Origin of the sequence: Cytobacillus sp. FSL W7-1323, from assembly GCF_038595015.1 — a bacterium.
GTDB classification, from domain to species: domain Bacteria; phylum Bacillota; class Bacilli; order Bacillales; family Cytobacillaceae; genus Cytobacillus; species Cytobacillus kochii.
Genome location: NZ_CP151998.1, coordinates 2144441 through 2161725, shown reverse-complemented (window position 1 = coordinate 2161725; position 17285 = coordinate 2144441). Strand labels below are relative to the sequence as shown.

19 protein-coding genes are annotated in these 17285 nt (G+C 35.7%); 9 read left to right on the top strand and 10 right to left on the bottom strand.

Annotated features, from left to right (window positions below; all coding sequences use genetic code 11):
- Nucleotides 1–9 precede the first annotated feature (9 nt).
- Nucleotides 10–309, bottom strand: coding sequence for a DUF2642 domain-containing protein (locus MKX67_RS11175; protein WP_342489234.1), 300 nt, complete (start codon nt 307–309; stop codon nt 10–12).
- 155 nt (nt 310–464) lie between these two features.
- Here MKX67_RS11175 and MKX67_RS11170 point away from each other — a divergent pair, with 155 nt between their 5' ends.
- The 3 genes from MKX67_RS11170 to MKX67_RS11160 all read left to right on the top strand — a co-directional run bounded on the left by MKX67_RS11170 (nt 465) and on the right by MKX67_RS11160 (nt 3187).
- The gene (locus MKX67_RS11170; RefSeq protein ID WP_342489233.1) at nt 465–1559 is read left to right on the top strand and encodes a glycosyltransferase; all 1095 of its coding nucleotides are present in this window, start codon (nt 465–467) and stop codon (nt 1557–1559) included.
- A gap of 47 nt (nt 1560–1606) precedes the next feature.
- On the top strand, nt 1607–2062 hold the full coding sequence (locus MKX67_RS11165) for a hypothetical protein (protein WP_307314148.1): 456 nt from the start codon (nt 1607–1609) through the stop codon (nt 2060–2062).
- A 75-nt stretch (nt 2063–2137) separates the two neighbouring features.
- Nucleotides 2138–3187 (top strand): M42 family metallopeptidase, encoded by a 1050-nt coding sequence (locus MKX67_RS11160; RefSeq protein WP_342489232.1) that lies wholly within the window; start codon nt 2138–2140, stop codon nt 3185–3187.
- A gap of 77 nt (nt 3188–3264) precedes the next feature.
- Here MKX67_RS11160 and MKX67_RS11155 read toward each other — a convergent pair whose 3' ends face one another.
- On the bottom strand, nt 3265–3984 hold the full coding sequence (locus tag MKX67_RS11155) for a glycosyltransferase (protein ID WP_342489231.1): 720 nt from the start codon (nt 3982–3984) through the stop codon (nt 3265–3267).
- A 108-nt stretch (nt 3985–4092) separates the two neighbouring features.
- Between MKX67_RS11155 and MKX67_RS11150 the strand changes: the two genes are divergently transcribed.
- Nucleotides 4093–5175 carry a glycosyltransferase gene (locus MKX67_RS11150; RefSeq protein ID WP_095373392.1) on the top strand — a complete coding sequence of 361 codons (1083 nt, stop codon included), beginning with the start codon at nt 4093–4095 and terminating at the stop codon, nt 5173–5175.
- A gap of 443 nt (nt 5176–5618) precedes the next feature.
- On the opposite strand, the gene MKX67_RS11145 is transcribed toward MKX67_RS11150, so the two are convergent.
- Entirely contained in the window at nt 5619–6332 is a 714-nt protein-coding gene (locus MKX67_RS11145; RefSeq protein WP_342489230.1) for a glycosyltransferase, read from the bottom strand.
- A 2-nt stretch (nt 6333–6334) separates the two neighbouring features.
- On the bottom strand, nt 6335–7252 hold the full coding sequence (locus MKX67_RS11140; protein ID WP_157733992.1) for an NAD-dependent epimerase/dehydratase family protein: 918 nt from the start codon (nt 7250–7252) through the stop codon (nt 6335–6337).
- 167 nt (nt 7253–7419) lie between these two features.
- On the opposite strand from MKX67_RS11140, the gene MKX67_RS11135 reads away from it, so the two are divergent.
- The 4 genes from MKX67_RS11135 (at nt 7420) to MKX67_RS11120 (ending at nt 11371) form a co-directional block, all read left to right on the top strand.
- Complete coding sequence (locus MKX67_RS11135; protein WP_095373395.1) at nt 7420–7860, top strand: hypothetical protein; 441 nt, start codon at nt 7420–7422, stop codon at nt 7858–7860.
- A 171-nt stretch (nt 7861–8031) separates the two neighbouring features.
- The gene (locus tag MKX67_RS11130; RefSeq protein ID WP_095373396.1) at nt 8032–9222 is read left to right on the top strand and encodes a glycosyltransferase family 4 protein; all 1191 of its coding nucleotides are present in this window, start codon (nt 8032–8034) and stop codon (nt 9220–9222) included.
- A gap of 12 nt (nt 9223–9234) precedes the next feature.
- Nucleotides 9235–10152, top strand: coding sequence for an NAD-dependent epimerase/dehydratase family protein (locus tag MKX67_RS11125; RefSeq protein WP_095373397.1), 918 nt, complete (start codon nt 9235–9237; stop codon nt 10150–10152).
- Between the two features lie 22 nt (nt 10153–10174).
- Nucleotides 10175–11371: a glycosyltransferase family 4 protein gene (locus MKX67_RS11120; protein WP_341055414.1), complete on the top strand. Its 1197-nt coding sequence runs from the start codon at nt 10175–10177 to the stop codon at nt 11369–11371.
- Nucleotides 11372–11506: 135 nt separating this feature from the next.
- Here MKX67_RS11120 and MKX67_RS11115 read toward each other — a convergent pair whose 3' ends face one another.
- The 5 genes from MKX67_RS11115 to MKX67_RS11095 form a co-directional block, all read right to left on the bottom strand.
- Nucleotides 11507–12319 (bottom strand): SDR family oxidoreductase, encoded by an 813-nt coding sequence (locus tag MKX67_RS11115; RefSeq protein WP_324837539.1) that lies wholly within the window; start codon nt 12317–12319, stop codon nt 11507–11509.
- Between the two features lie 31 nt (nt 12320–12350).
- A complete protein-coding gene (locus MKX67_RS11110) occupies nt 12351–13337 on the bottom strand; it encodes a polysaccharide biosynthesis protein (RefSeq protein ID WP_095373400.1) in 987 nt (328 codons plus the stop codon).
- Complete coding sequence (gene wecB, locus MKX67_RS11105) at nt 13330–14421, bottom strand: UDP-N-acetylglucosamine 2-epimerase (non-hydrolyzing) (protein WP_307314169.1); 1092 nt, start codon at nt 14419–14421, stop codon at nt 13330–13332. Before wecB ends, MKX67_RS11110 begins: the two co-directional genes overlap by 8 nt.
- 525 nt (nt 14422–14946) lie before the next feature.
- Nucleotides 14947–15744: a PHP domain-containing protein gene (locus MKX67_RS11100; protein WP_157733994.1), complete on the bottom strand. Its 798-nt coding sequence runs from the start codon at nt 15742–15744 to the stop codon at nt 14947–14949.
- A gap of 24 nt (nt 15745–15768) precedes the next feature.
- A complete protein-coding gene (locus tag MKX67_RS11095; protein WP_322909674.1) occupies nt 15769–16314 on the bottom strand; it encodes a M15 family metallopeptidase in 546 nt (181 codons plus the stop codon).
- 139 nt (nt 16315–16453) lie between these two features.
- On the opposite strand from MKX67_RS11095, the gene MKX67_RS11090 reads away from it, so the two are divergent.
- Nucleotides 16454–16630, top strand: coding sequence for a CsbD family protein (locus MKX67_RS11090; protein ID WP_095373403.1), 177 nt, complete (start codon nt 16454–16456; stop codon nt 16628–16630).
- A 40-nt stretch (nt 16631–16670) separates the two neighbouring features.
- Here MKX67_RS11090 and MKX67_RS11085 read toward each other — a convergent pair whose 3' ends face one another.
- Nucleotides 16671–17237, bottom strand: coding sequence for a GNAT family N-acetyltransferase (locus MKX67_RS11085; protein WP_322909280.1), 567 nt, complete (start codon nt 17235–17237; stop codon nt 16671–16673).
- Nucleotides 17238–17285 lie beyond the last annotated feature (48 nt).

Genomic DNA, 17285 nt, shown 5'->3' with positions numbered 1-17285 from the left:
AACCCCTCCTTATCCTAATTTGACAACAGATTGAATATTTTTAAATGGTACGAAGTATGTTGAAGTCCCGTCAGTAACAACGGCATAATCTTGTCTAACTGCTGCTAATACACCTTCAACTGGACCACCAGTAGTTTCTTTTTCTACAAAAGAACCCACTAAACGTCTTAACTCATTCCTTAAACCTTCGAAATTACAGAAGTCATCGCCAGTTTCAATGTTCTGAGATGGTCTTCCACAACACTCTTTCCATTCTTTTTTCTTACCACCTTGATGACGATATTTTTTCTTAGAGTCAGTACATAACATATTGTAATACCCTCCCTTCACTCCTTAATCACTAACTATCTTATGTTGTTTTCCTCAAACTGAATGGACGAGTTTCCCAGTACAAACGCCTTTTTTCTAACAATTCCTTTAACGCCCCACATATAATGTAAAAAAACATGATTGGATGTGTTTAGGTGAAATCCATATTAATGGTAGCTGATCACTTAGGAGCAAACGGAACAGTGACTTATATATTTACAATTAGTAAAGCATTAAAGCGGATGGGTTATACGATTATTGTCATCGGGAGACCGGGCGTATTAGGAGACAATTTTAAGCAAGAGAACATTCCTGTCTATGAGGTTACTATTCCGACCACCTTTGACAAAAAAACTACTGAATTGCAAGCAAAAATAGAAGAAATCATTCATAACCATCAAATTGATCTCATTCATTGTCATCAAGTATATTCAGGTATTTTGTTACTTCATATGGCACAAAAACATAACATCCCCTATGTCTACACCCTTCATGGCCTATATAATAGAAAAGATGAGTTATTAAAAATACTGCCAAAATGTAATCAAATCATTACTGTTAGCCAATTAGTTCAAGAGCAATTGGTTCAACAATATAATCTGTCATCTATTTTCATCCCAAATGGCATTGATGGAGATGATTATTTTTATCAATCTGATATAACTGTAAGAAAAAACCTTCATATCCCAGAAACAGGATTTGTCGTCTTTTATGCCAGCCGGCTCGAATTTGATAAAGCAGATATTTGCATGCGGCTGTTAAAATCCATTGCAGAATTGAGACAACCAAACCTATACGCACTTGTTGCTGGGGAAGGTTTTAGAACGAAACAAATTCATAATATGATTAAAGCGATGAATCGGAAAAGAGCAACACCCTACGTTCATTTATTAGGCTCACAACAAGATTTACGTCCCTTTTACTATTCCGTTAATGCGGTTGTAGGAACCGGAAGAACAGCAATGGAAGCGATATGCTGCGAAGTCCCTGTTATAGCAGCAGGAGCAAAAGGTTATAGTGGAATTGTGACAAAAGAAAACTGGGAAAAGATGAAATATGGCCATTTTGCTGATCATCAGGCAGATCAACCTATTCATCAACGGAATATCAAAAATGACATCCTCCAATTAATGACTTATGAAAAAAACCTTGTAGAAATGAAAGAAATTCGTCAAGCATTATTAAAAGACTTTAACATTGAGAAAATCACAAAAGATTTAACGAGTTTGTACGTAAACATCCTCAATTAATGTTAAAATATGCTAAAAGAAACGAAAAAAGGAGGTGCAAGCTCCCCATGCCTAGAAAGAAAATCATATTCATTTCTTTCATAAGTTTAACAACGGTTTTCACCGCCATACTTATTTGTTTTGCGGTGCTAGAGGGAGTAACTTATCAAGCAGCTTCAAAACTGGCTGACACGCTTCAAGAAGAAGACATGCAAAAATTATTAAACGACCCTACAATCCAGCCATATATAAATGAAAAAGTCGAGCTTGCAACAATGAACTTAAGTAAAACGGACTTACCAATAAAAACGAGATCAGAAGCCATGACTAAAGTAACGCAAACCTTCAGCAATCAAGACATCAAGGATTTTTCTACAAAACTAAAACAAGGGTTAACGGAGAAAGATAAAGAAGAATTAATGGATACCGTTAATAAGCATTTTAGTGAAGAAGAAATTCTTTCACTAAAAATACTTGCCATACAAGAGCTTAAAAAAAGAGAATCTCAATCACAAAAGCAATAAACAGCCTGGCATGTTCAGGCACACAAAAAAGGCGTATAATAATAGACAATTAAACATATAGGAGGCACACAAAATTTGACTAACTTTCAAACGAAAGAAACACTGCAATTATTAAAAGATTTAGTTTCCATCCCTAGTCCATCAGGGAATACATATGAAGTAATTTCATTCGTTGAGGAATACTTGCGTGAACTTGGAGTACAAACACGAAAAAACCGCAAAGGTGCTCTTATCGCAACAATTACTGGCAAAGACAATTCCCAACATAGGATGTTAACTGCACATGTGGACACATTAGGAGCCATTGTAAAGGAAATTAAACCGAGTGGCAGATTAAAAATTGATCTGATTGGTGGGTTTCGTTATAACTCTATTGAAGGCGAGTACTGTCAGATAGAATCGTCAGATGGAAAAAAATATACTGGTACGATTCTCATGCATCAGACCTCTGTTCACGTATATAAAGATGCTGGGACAGCGGAAAGAAATATAAATAATATGGAAGTACGTTTAGATGAAGAAATACACTCCATTGAAGACGTTAAAAAACTAGGAATTGCCGTAGGAGATTTTGTTTCATTTGATCCACGAGTGGAAATAACCAACGCTGGATTTATCAAATCTAGACATTTGGATGATAAAGCAAGTGTAGCTATTTTACTGCAGTTAATTAAAGAAATCGTTACTGCTCGTATTGAATTACCTTATACAACTCATTTCCTCATTTCAAATAATGAAGAAATTGGTTATGGAGGCAATTCAAATATCACTGACGAAACAGTAGAGTATTTAGCTGTGGATATGGGAGCGATCGGTGATGGACAGGCAACTGATGAATATACGGTTTCTATTTGTGCGAAGGATTCTAGTGGGCCTTATCATTATCAATTGCGTAAACATTTAGTCGCTCTCGCAGAAGAACATCAAATCGGTTATAAAGTGGATATTTATCCATACTACGGTTCCGATGCATCTGCCGCTATTAGAGCTGGATTTGATATTATTCACGGATTAATAGGACCAGGTATCGATTCCTCCCACGCTTTTGAGCGCACGCATGAAAAGAGTATTCGCCAAACTTACGACTTACTTTATTATTATTTACTGTCAGAACTAGTGGGTTAAAGCTTTACATCCAATATGCAATTTATAAAACCATACCTGCCAAAAACTTATCGTTTGACGGCAGGTATATTTATTTCCTAATGCCCATCCCTTCTTAACTCTGAGATTTTCTTTAATACTTTATTTCGATACTGTCTCTTTATAAAGAGAACTTCTTGCTTTATCTCTCTTTGATGACGCACTGTCCCCATTTCTTCATGCACACGATAATTCACTAACTTTTCAGAAAGATAGTAAAATTCCTCACTTAGGCCAACCCGCAGCCACATCTCATAATCATGTGTATATCGATAACTAACATCTAATGGACCAACTTCGCGTAATAAATCCATATGCAGCATAACTGTACAACCGTGAATAAAACAGCTATTTAATAAAGCTTTTAAAAAGTGACTTCGCAATGAATAGGTTTGATTAAAATAAGCATCTATCTGTGAATCACTCTTCCCAATTGTCTCACAGCCGGTATAACAAGCTCTTACGCCATATGTTTCCATATACTTTACTTGTTTTTCTATTTTTGTTGGCTTATAGCTATCATCGGCACTAAGCCAACAAAAATATTTACCTGTTGCAATTTGAATTCCAGCATTGAGAGCTGTAGCTGTGCCTCCATTTTCCTTCCTTACATAAGTAACCTGTTTTTTATATGGTTCAAGTTTATCAAGATGTAATGTGGACCCATCATCGATGACAATAATCTCGATATTTCCATATGTCTGTGCAAGCAGACTTTCAATTGCCTCACCAATATACCGGCAATTATAAAAAGGGATGACTACTGAAACTTTATCCATAAATTAAATGCACTCCGTTCTTTCTTTCTAGACGTATTGTCCAAACCACATGTGAGACTTAAGCATATTCATAATATTAGAGGATAAATGTGATAGGAGGAGTACATCTTGAAAGTATTATTTATATTCTATGTACCAAGTGGAGGAGTCGAAACCTTAAATCGACAAAGAAGTATTGCTTTAAAGGACGTTGGAATCACTTGTCATTTTCTATACTATGAAAACCGTAGAAATTATTTAAATGAACACTATAATCCTGTATTTATTAAAAATGATGAAGAAGAAATTATTAACCTTATAAAGAAACATCAATATGACGCCATTGTCATTACTTCTGATTTTAAAATGGTGCCTGCTATCAAAAAAAGTGGATACAAAGGTAAAATCTTTGTTGAAATCCAAGGTTATGGGTCGATACAACAAACAAGATATGGTTTTTCTATTGGTAAAACATTAGCAGAGAATGATATTGATGGTTTTCTTAATCCAAGAACTCCCCATATTTCCACATTATTAAGTGAGATGTTCCCAAATGTGCCTAAGTATGAATTTAATAATTGCTTTGATTGCAGTCACTTTAACTATAAAGCGACTGGCAAAAGTTTTGTCCAACCAATTATTGGTTGGGTTGGTCGAATCGAGGATAATAAAAACTGGCAGGAATTTTTGAACATTTGTTTTCTACTCAAAAGGAAACTACGTAATCAGCTACAAGTCTACCTTTTTGAAGATCCCACACTATCTTTACCCGAAGATAGAGAGGATTTTTTTAAGGTGATGAAAAAGTATCATTTAGAAAAAAACATCAATTTATTACCGAATATTCCTAATGAGAAAATGGCTGACTACTTTTCCATTATTAGTGATTCTGGTGGATTTCTTTGTTCGACATCAAAAATAGAAGGTGCCCCATTAACAGCATTAGAAGCGATGAGCTGTAGATGTCCGATACTCACAACTGACTCTAGCGGTATAAGAACAGCTGTTACTCATAATGTTACCGGCAAATACTATGAAATTGGCAACCCAAAAGAAGCTGTTAAAGAAGGAATAGAGCTGATTCAAAACCAGACGCTCAGACAGACAATTATTAATAACGCAGTATCCCATGTAAAAACGAACTTTGCCCCCTCGCTTTATGCTCAGAATTTCAAGAAAATGATGACAAGTACATTACCAGTAAGTAACTGAAATATGTTTTATGAACGGAAAAACAACTAAAAAATTCTCATAGCAAATCTCTTACTATGCTGTTTTTTTCTAATTGAAACGTCATGTCATCTTATAAGGTATACGTTGCAACTACTCATTTAACTATTTTATTTATTCAGTAGCCTCTTTAAGGAATTGAAACAAGTAGATTGTAATAAATCATACATTAGGAAATGAATTGAGCAGTACACTACACTGCTCAATTCTGTTTTTACTCGATTGGTATAACTTGGAATCTTAACTTCCATTGATGTATTCGTCTTTTTTAGTTTACCTAATCGGCAGTCATTTTTTTAGCATCTCTATCAGTTGAACAATTAGAACGCACAAAGTTTTATGCAAAAAAGAAAACACTCCATATTCGGAGTGTTCATTTGGCATGTATTCATCTAGGTCACTATTTATAAAAACTAGTATCATTTTTATATCAACTTTTTTAAGTGTTTCCTCAATTTTTTACGATAAATGGCTTCGAGTTTACGTATTTCCAGTTTCATTGCCGGCTGATTTTTAGCTGATGTTGAATTACTATGAGAACGATATTTTGTTAGACTTTCATTAATAAATGCTATTGAAGTTTTGGCAAGGACCACTCTTAACCACATATCATAGTCTTGGGTATATTTATATTGAGGATTAAAATAGCCCACTTCATTAAATACATCTTTCTTTATCATAACTGTGCACCCGTTAACAGGATTGTAGTATAAAAATGTTTCATAAATATGACCGGTAGATAGAAAATTAATCGTTAAGTTTTTCATCAAAACTTCATTATTTTCATTGATGATATCATAGTTTGTAAAACTCATATCCTCTAGACGATCTTCCATAAAATCTACTTGTTTTTCAATCTTTTCATGTTCAAATAAATCATCGGCACTTAACCAGGCAATATATTTACCTTTAGCAGCTTTTATTCCCGTATTTAATGCAGCTGCTGTCCCTTTATTTCTTTGATAAAGATAGGTTAGTTTATCTTTATACGCTTGCACTAAATGTACGTATTCAGTTGAACCATCATCGACAACAATTAATTCAATATTTTGATACGTTTGTTGTAATACACTTTCAATTGCTTGATCGACATATTGGCAATTATAAAAAGGAATAACGACCGAAACTAGTGGCTCCATATTTACACATCCTTCTTTATCTTATTCCTAAAGTGAGTTAACACATCATTTAAAGATTCTTTTAACGTGTAGTCTCTCACCCAACCTAATTCTCTTAATCTTTGTGCACTCATTGATGCGACATAAGATGGTCGTAACTCTTCCACTTCTTCAAAATGAATATTTTCATTTGTAAGAGATTTGTAAATAGCCATCACTTCAAGAAGTGTGTAAGATGTTTCAGAACAAATCTCGTACACTTCACCAACTTTTCCTTTTCTTAACAACAATTCGTAAGCCTTTATAGCATCTCTTACATCGAGAAAATCTCTTGTAGCATTGACAGCAATCTCAATAGCTTCTTCCTTATCATGAGAATGCATTGCTTCTATTTCTGCGATTCGTTGACCTAAAATGGCACAAATCCCCGTCGAATTTCCTGGCCCAATTAAATTCGTAGGTTTGGCTAAGATGACTTGGCTTTCAAAGAGCTGAATCCAGGACTTTGCCAGTATGACTTGTATTGTTTTACTAAGACTATAAGGGTTTTTCAGCGTCTCTATTTGATTGGGTTCAAACTCTAAGGCAGAACCCGGTATAAGAATGCGACAGTGTTTCACATGCTTTCTAGCTTCGTCTATTAATTTGGCTGTTGCCATCGTATTAACACTTAATACATCTACTGGATGTTCCCATGAATCAGTAACACTACATCTCCCAGCTAAATGTAAAATATAATCAGGCTTACTGACATTTACTGCTTCTTCAATTTGTTCAAGCGATAATAAATCACAAATAATTATATTATATGGTAATGATAATATTGGTTGATTCCTCATTAATGCATATACTTGATAACCTTGTTTATGAAAGAAATCACATGCATGCCGACCCGTAAACCCACCAGCACCAGTAATAAGGATTGTTTTCCCTTTACCCATATTGCCCCTCTCACTCTCCAATTCGAACAACTTACTAAATAGCATATGAAGAGTTTGTCTATTTGTTTCGGGCTCAATTCGTTAAAAAAATGGTGAAACTTGTCCAAGCACCTTACACTTCATTCACATAATGTATTACTAACTGACAAGCAAAGGAGGTGAACATTATGGGAACATTTTTAGATTCACAAAGTTCACAAAACTCAACAGCTAATGGTCAGATTAGTATACCTGTAACAGCTACACCAGCATTATTCGGTACATTAGGCTTGAATTTAGCAGGTGCTGGTGCTAATCCACGTGTAACATTTTCTATCAGTGCCGCCTTCACTTCATTAGCTACAGTGTTAACACCGATTGTCGTCAACGTATATCGTGTGGTGAACGGTACCCCAAGCCTCATTTATTCAGCCACACAATCATTAGCAGTTGCAGGTCTCGGAGTAGCTTCAACTACTGTATTATCTTTCAATGGTGCTGATTACAACCCAATTGATTCAACGACTTTTCCAATTTATCGCGCAACAATCAATGTAGGAGGCGGGGTAGTGTTATTTCCAACACGAACAGGACCAGAAACATTTTATGCAGCTGCCTATTCTGATTAATTCTTGAATGACGCAAAACACGGACAATATATGTTTTTAACATGTTTTGTCCGCGTTTTAATTTGAACAGAGCTATTCTATTTATGATATTTAGCAGGTATACCCGTCTATAACCGATTATAGCGCACTGCATATACATAGTATGTGGACAATCAAAAAGGAGAGGAACATATGAGGATTTTATTTGCAACCTTTTGGCAAATTCCGCATGTTGGTGGCGTATGGAAATATATGAACCAACTAAAGAATAGATATGAACTACTTGGTCATACAGTAGATATCATTGGCTTTACTCAAGGTCATAAAGCACTTGCGGTCATTAATCGTAATATTTTTATCCCTACACCCGCTGGACAACCACCTATGGCTGAGAGTAATGATCCAATTATTGGCTCTTATTCTTCCTTATTAGACATATATATAAATTGTTTCAAACAAATTGACCTTAGCGAATATAATGTCATACATGCCCAAGATATTTTCTCTTCTATCGCAGTCAATCGATTAAAACACCCTCACACTGCATCAGTTACTACAATGCATGGATGTGTAGCTCAAGAAATTATTGATGCCCATTATCATGGGCAAATAGAAAATCGCTCCATCGAAGGTGTTCAATATTTCTGTCAACTTGAAAAACAAGGAGCCGAAGCAAGCGATTGTACGATTGTGGCAAACCAATGGATGTATGAAAAGTTGATCTCCCAATTCGGTGTATCGAGTCAGCAATTAAACATTTTACACTATGGCTATGATATTGAAGCTTTTACTGCTAGCGCTAAGGAAACAACCAATATAAAAAAACCACGGAATAAAAAAGTGATTATTTTCACAGGGAGGTTCACACCATTCAAGGGAGTGAGGTTTCTTATTGAAGCACTTTCAATGCTTAAGAAAAAAAGACGTGATTGGGTATGTTGGCTGGTAGGGAACGGTCCTGAAGAGAACGAATTGAAAAAACTTGTTAAAGAAGCACGATTAGAGAAAGATATTGTCTTTCTAGGGCAACGAGACGATGTCCCTGCCTTACTGCAACAGTCAGATATGCTTATTTTACCAACGTTAATTGAGAACCAGCCTTTATCAGTTATTGAAGCACAAATTTCTGGGAAAGCCATTATCGCTAGTCAAGTCGGTGGTGTCCCCGAGATGATTCAACATGGAATGACAGGCATGCTAGTACCTCCAAAAAACGCCTACCCCCTTTATGAAACGATTGCTTATCTCTTACAAGAGCCAGCATTCTTGAATAATCTCGGTATGCGTGCCAAACATTTCGCACATGATTACTGGCGTTTAGCCCCAGCCATTGATTGTGTTATTGCCGTTTACGAAAAAGCCTTGAAGACAAAGCAAACATAGGGAGGAAGAAGCATGAATATTGTTATTAGTGGAGGAGCAGGATTTATTGGTTCACATTTAGTAGACTATTTTGTAAAAGAAGGAGCTAAAGTATATGTGATTGATAACTTCTCATCTAGCACAAATAAAAATATCCACCCTGAGTCAATCGTTCTTGATTGTGATATAAGAAGTGACAAAATAAAGCAACATTTTTCTAACATAAAACCTGATCTTGTTTTCCATCTTGCTGCTCAAGCAGATGTAACAAAATCTATCAAATATCCAACTGCAGATGCAGATATTAATATCGTTGGTACAATCAATCTACTAGAAGCTAGTGTACAAGCAAAAGTAAAACAATTTATATTCTCCTCTACCTCAGCTGTTTACGGAGAATCATCAGAGGATATTATTCACGAAACAGATTCCACTCAACCAATCTCCTACTACGGTATGTCAAAATATGCAGCAGAAAATTATATCCGCCTCTACCACCATTTATATCAATTACCCTATACGATATTACGCTATGGCAATGTGTATGGTCCTAGACAAACACCAAAAGGAGAAGGTGGTGTTATTGCTGTTTTCCTTCAAAAGATTTTATCCGGAGAATCACTTAATATCCATGGTAATGGTGAACAAACGCGAGATTTTATATTTGTTGACGATATCGTTCTGGCAAATGTGTCTGCTAGTAAACAAGTCTCAAATGATACCTTTCATGTGAGCACAGGTTTAAAGACTTCAGTTAATCAAATCATTGAAAAACTCTCGCATATTCATTCCAAGCCGATAAAGAAACAATATGTTACAAGTCGCCAAGGAGATATAAAAGATAGCTGCCTTTCCCGAGAAAAAATCAAACAGAAACTCAATTGGATACCAAACCATTCTATCGACGAGGGCTTACTACAAACCTATCAATTTATGAAAAACAAAAGCTAACTTAATGTAAAGGAGCTTTTTTATGAAGATTCTATTAGCTACGTATTGGGCGATTCCTCACTTAGGGGGAGTGTGGAATTATATGATTCAGTTAAGAAAAGGGCTTGAGGCACAAGGTCATGAGGTAGATCTAATGGGGTTTAATACACAAAACCGTCATGTCATTATTATTAATAAAGATATTAGTATTCCGATTACAACGTTTCCTCATACAGAACTTCCGCCTGATGAATTAATTGTTAAATATACCGCTTATCAAAGCAAGGAATATGAGAAGGCAGCTGCTCAATTGGATTTGGAAGCATATCATATCATACATGCACAAGACGTTATTGCAGCCCGGGCAATTGATCACTTAAAACTCAAACACCCTGCTCTCATTACAACTATACATGGATCCCTGACAAAAGAAATAAAAGAACAGTTTTTCCAAGACCCTTCATCAAAACTGGAGAATTTATCGTATTTTAAGAATTTAGAATACATCGGTGGAATGGCAGGTTATACCACTATTGTAGCTAATGAATGGATGAAAAATATTTTATGTAATGATATTCACATCGAGAGTCATCAACTAACTGTCCTTCACTATGGGTTTGATATTGATGATTTCTTATTACGAGCTGCAAAACCTGCAAACCATATTAGAAAAAGAAAAAAAAGACAGAAACTATTCATATATACAGGTAGACTCATTAAAGCAAAAGGTGTACAGTATTTGATCACCGCGTTGTCATATTTGAAAGAACAAAATAATGACTGGGTTTGTTGGATCATTGGTGATGGCGAAGAAAAACAGCATCTACAAAAACTAACGAATGATTATCATTTAAGAAATCAAATTCTCTTTTTAGGAGAAAGAAATGATGTCCCCTCTCTATTACAACAAGCTGATCTATTCATTTTACCAACACTCTCAGAAAACCAGCCTTTATCAATTATCGAAGCACAACTATCAGGATTAGCTATTATCGCTAGTGATGTAGGAGGCATACCTGAAATGATTGAAGATGGCGTAACAGGATTTCTTACACCGATAGGAGACTCAAAGAAACTAGCCGAAAAAATGGCTTTCTTACTACATGAGGATATGGTCAGAAGAAGTATAGGTACGAAAGCATTTGAGTTTGCTACTAGTCACTGGTCGTTAGCTAACGCCATTAAACTAGTACTCCCCCTCTATCATCAGGCGATACAGAAAAAACAGATGAATAATTGAATTAAAAAAACGATCAATCCGGTTTGATTCGCTAAAAATCTAAATGCGAATAATTTAAGAAAGAACTGCACCTCCAATTGTTAGGTCATGCGTCTAACCATCAGAGGTGCAGTTTTTCCTTATAGTTGATGACAATTATTCTCTTTCCTTCATTCTTTCCATCTCTGCTTTAAGCTCAATAAGCATTTCTTTATATGTTGGGAATAGATAGGAAAAATCTTTCCTTACCGTTTGCACTGTACGATCTAACTTTTCTACATCATCAGAGATAATCGATATATCATCTTTGTGAAATACTTCTTTTATTAAAGATAAGAGCTCATATTTTGAAACAGCTTGAGGCATACCTAAATGATACAGTCCTTGTATATCCTCCTGGATCATTTGATGAATCGCTTTCGCTAATTCTAAAGTTGTTACGCCATTCCAATACACATTACTGAAACCTTTTATGGTACCTGTTTGTTCCATAAACCATAAGAATAGGCCAATACCGTCCTGCTTTAACTCCGGACCTATAATTGATGTTCTTACAGTTAAATGGGGAGGTGAAGATACTTCACCTAATTGTTTCGATTGCGCATAAATAGATGTACCATCTGTTATGTCTTCTTCAGTATATCCACCCTTATCGCCTAAAAACACACAGTCAGTACTAATATGGATGAGACGACCGCCCCTTTTTTCCATAATACCTGCCAACGCTTGTGGCAGCAGACTATTCACTTGAAAGGCAAGCTTTGTATTAGCGCTCGCATGCTCGTTTAAGATACCAACACAATTTATAACGATATCTGGTTGTACTTTATCTATAACCGCTTCGACATCTGTTGTACGGGTCACATCTAAATATAGTTGATGATCACTTTCTGAATGTCCTCTTGAAGTTGTGTAGACGTCAAAGGTTGAATACGCATGAAAATAGGAGGCAAGCATGTGACCTGCCATGCCCTTCCCTCCCAAAATTAATAATTTCATTTTAAATAAACCCGCCCTTCTTCAACATCTTCCTCAGCTCCTCTTTATCCATTAACGATTGACCAGAATTATATTCTTCTAGATTAATCGGTTGATAATCTTTATAATAAGCCTTCAAACCATCGATATGAATAGAGGGTAGGATAACATAGTATTCATCATCATAAGTGACGGTCATTGTACTTTCATAATCTGATAGTAAAAGTTCATGGATTTTTTCTCCTGGTCTTACTCCAAGAATTTCTGTTCCAATATTCGGTTTTCCTGATGCCTCAATTAATAAGTCAGCGAGATCAGTAATTTTGCATGCAGGCATTTTCATTACAAATGTTTCACCACCGATACTTTCAAAAGTTGCTTTAAATACCAATTTAATTGCTTCCTCTACTGTTAAGAAAAATCTTGTCATTCTTGGATCGGTGATACCTACCTTTCCCTTTTCTTGTATTTGTCTCTTAAACACATGAATGACACTTCCATTTGTACCAAGTACGTTTCCGCCTCTTATACAAACAAACTTTGTAGCCGAGTTTAATGTATTGGCATGGATAATCAATTTCTCCCCCATCGCTTTAGATAAACCGTAGAAGTTCGACGGGTTAGAAGCTTTATCTGTGGATATATATACAACTCTTTCTACTTTATTAATAATCGCTGCATCTATGACATTTTGTGTTCCAATTACATTGGATTTTAATGCCTCAATCGGTTGGTCTTCACATACAGGAACATGCTTAAGTGCCGCAAGATGGAAAACATAATGTACTCCTTGTGTTGCTTCAATCATTGCATCTTTTTCTTTTATATCTCCAATTAAAAAATGTAATGAAGGATGATGATCAAATGCTTCTTTCATTGAAAATTGATTAGACTCATTTCTAGATAGTATTCTTATCTCTTTCGGTTGTAAGAAAAGTAATTGCTCGACGAGTTCATAGCCCCATGACCCTGTTCCGCCGGTTACTAAGATGATTTTATCTTTAAACAACTGTCAGTCCCCCTAATAGTAGTTTGATTACTTTATCTGAAACATCCTCTGCTTCGTAGCCTTCAGGCAATTTCCAACTTGTCGGCTGACTCGTCATTATTTTTGCACAGGAAAGTATTCTTTCTGCATCAATACCAGAAATCATATTACTTCCACAGGCTAATGTTTCAGGTCTTTCTGTTGTATGGCGGATCGTTACAGTTGGAATATAGAATAAACAGCACTCCTCTTGGACTGTTCCACTATCCGTTAATACACAGAAAGCATTTTTCTCAAGCTGTACAAAATCAAAAAAACCAAATGGCTGATGGAATTCGACTAATGGATGTAAAACGAAATCGGTAAGGTGATCGATTTTGGATTTTGTGCGGGGATGAATACTGCAAATGACACGTTTATTAAAATGGTCAGCTACTTGATTAACGCCATTTAATATCTCAAGCAGCCTTTCTTGATGGTCGACATTTTCAGCTCTATGTGCAGTAAGTAACAAATAATTTCCTTTTTGTAGTGATAATGAGGTTAAGATATTACTTTGATTAATTTGGACCGAATAGTGTTGGATGACTTCATTAATCGGATTGCCTGAAGTATAAATTCTTTGTGGGGCAATCCCTTCTCTTAATAGGTTTTCTTTACTTCCTGGTGTATAAGGAAGGTTAACTGTTGAAATCGCATCAATTACACGGCGGTTTTTCTCTTCAGGCACTTCTAAATCATAACAACGATTTCCTGCCTCCATATGGTATACTGGAATTCCCATGCGCTCAGCTAAAATAGCACTGAGTCCACTATTGGTGTCTCCTAATACGAGAATTTTATCTGGTGCCTCATCTTGTAATATACCTTCTAGCTCGCTATACATTTTGGCTAATTGTTTCCCTAGTGATTGCTGTTTTGATGCTAATATATAATCAGGTTGTCTTAAGCCTAGTTCTTTAAAAAAGATATCGCTTAATTCGTTTGTAAAATTCTGACCAGTGTGTACAATAAGATGTTCATCAATTAATTGATCGAGTTTTTTTATGATTAAACTTAAGCGAATAATTTCTGGCCTTGTCCCCAAAATTGTCATGATCTTCATCCCTTCACTCCCTTTCCTTTCCATTACTAGACCATAGCACTTTTTTTATCTAATATTAATTTATGCTTGTATCTCGACTTTGCTATAGGCAAGTCTTTGAAAGATAAAATTGAAACATATACCTAAAAGGGGCGAAGGCAGTGGAGTATATATAATGAAAAAAAGCTATGATGCAATGGTATTTACCATATCATCATAGCAAGCAAAATTACATTACATCATCATCCTTAATGAATCGGATAAAAAAAGGCATGACAAGACAAATAAGGATAAATATGAAGCCACTGAATAGATATACAATGGTTTGCGAAGGGTTAAAAAGATAAATAAAAGCGATCATAAATGAGGAAACGAGCGGTAAAAAGAAAGTAACTTTTCTTGACCTTACACTTTGATATTGATTTTCACCGCAATACATACACTTTATTGCCCTTCTAATAGTAAATAGCCTTTTAAATGTTTGCATCCAACTCCACTTGTGATGGCAATGTTGACAAATAGGCATGACAAACCTCCATAATTCCATTATCGTTTATAACCAAATTCACCCAAATAGTGGGCGTATGTATGAAAATCTGATCCGCCTGTTTGCAGAATCTCATATTTTTTTGCCATTCTTTTGTATTTTTTCACATCTTTACTCGTATGCCTGCGATGCCAAACTTCAATACCATCGAGACCTAAATGCAGTAATTCTAACACTAATTGGTCATCTTTTATGAGCCGGGGATGAGCTAGCACAGCATGTCCACCAGCCTCATGAATAGTGGCAATCGCCTCTTCCGCAGACATCGTATCGAGTGGAACATGCGTTGGGCTATCATCACTGATGTATCGCCGAAAAGCATCAATCTTACACGATGCATAGCCCTTTTCAACTATAGCCATGGCAATATGGGGACGACAAATAAGCTCTCCTACCATCTGTTTTCTAATATCTCTCATATTAATATGCACGCCATAAGAGTTTAACAGTTTTAACATCTTGTTGGCACGATCTAACCGATTTTCAAAAATTAATGCAAGCTTTTTTTTAAGATGATTAGTTGGGTGAATACCGTAACCTAATATATCAATTCTTCTGTCTTTATATGATGATGATAGCTCAATCCCTCTAATAAGTTGAATAGGGAGATTGTGGGAGATGCTATATGCCTCTTCCACACCATTAATCGTATCGTGATCTGTAATACTGATAGTCTTTAATCTTTTTTCAACAGCATATTGCATTAACTCAAGAGGTGTTAGTTCACCATCTGAGGCAGTCGTATGCAAATGCAGATCAAAACCTTCCTCTTTAGTTACAGCAGCAATATCCAACACACTCAATCCCTCCCTTAACGATAATTATTCTTCTTCTGGTGGTCTTTTCCCCCTTTGTAATTCATTAATCGATAAACCAAAGTCATATTGCAGATGCGGGTAATCTTTAAAATGCTGCCAATCCCCACCCCATTCAAATCCTAACTTTTTCGCTTCTGCAACTACTTCATCCCAGTCAGCTTGGCCATTTCCATTCCCATCATATGTCATATCCCATACAACCTCTCCACCTTTTGTGACTAGTGCAAAATCAACAGCTAACCCATAATTATGATAAGATTCTCCACCTTTGGCATGTGTGACAATCTGTCCTTCTTCAGTTCGCCCTTTTGCATACAGCTCATCTTGTTCATGTAAACTGCGATAATCATCTGTAATCAATATATTGATTCCTTTGTCTTCTAATGATGTGATTAGCTGTTCTGTCTTAGCTCTTACTTCGGGATGAACCTCAACTGGTAAAGGTACATCTTTATACTTAAATAATGAACCAAATAAATATTGGATAAATAATAATAGAATAATAATTAATATGAGCACAAATACAAACGCCCTAAAAACTTTCACCATCTTCACCTTTTCTTTTCCCCCACACAAAGTTGTCTCTTTTCAATAGTTTATCAGTTTCATAAACGAATAATCGAAGAAAAAGGTTTCAGTTTTTTGATAAAGGGAATAAATGTAACAAACTTCAAAAGGAGTGGTACAAATGAATAAAGAGCAAATGGATGGTTTTAAAGATAAAGTAAAAGGAAAAATGAAAGAAGAATATGGTGATAGTACAAATAATACATCAAAAAAATCTGAAGGTAAGATGGATCAAGTGAAAGGAACAGTTAAAGAAAAGTTCGGCGATGTGAAGGAAGCTTTTAACAAACAAAAGTAAGAAAAAAGGTGATGATTCCTTTCATCACCTTTTTTCTTCTTTACATGCTGCTATTATCGAAAAAATAGCTCATTAAGATGAGATCATCATACTCATTAAAACGATTTTTCACTGCCTGCCTTTTAACACCTTCAACTGCAAAACCAGCACTCTCATACAAGTGGATAGCAGCTTTATTTTCAGCCAGCACTTCTAACTCTATTTTTTCTACTTTTGGGTGTTGTCTCCCCCATAAAAGTAAACTTGAAAGTAACGCTTTTCCTACCCCTTTTCCACGAAAAAATTGACTCACACTCATCCCGAAAGTTCCTGTATGCGCAATTTTCTTGCGACTGGCTACACTAAAATCTAACCTGCCAATAATCTCCTCTCCAAAAACAGCAATTAACAATAACTTACTTGGATCTTCAAGTACTTGCTGAACCTTTTGCTGTTGCTGTTTGAAGGAAACTTGATATTCATTGGGCTCAATCAATAAATAGGGAGATTGCTCTATGACATCCTTAGTAAACAGTAGCAACTCATTGGCATCCGAGCTTTCAGCATGTCGTATATAAAATTTCTTCCCATCTAACATCCGAAATCCTTTTATTAACATCTCTCCCATTTAAGGCACTCCTTAGCAACCTATCATTTAATCATGCTAATATAATTC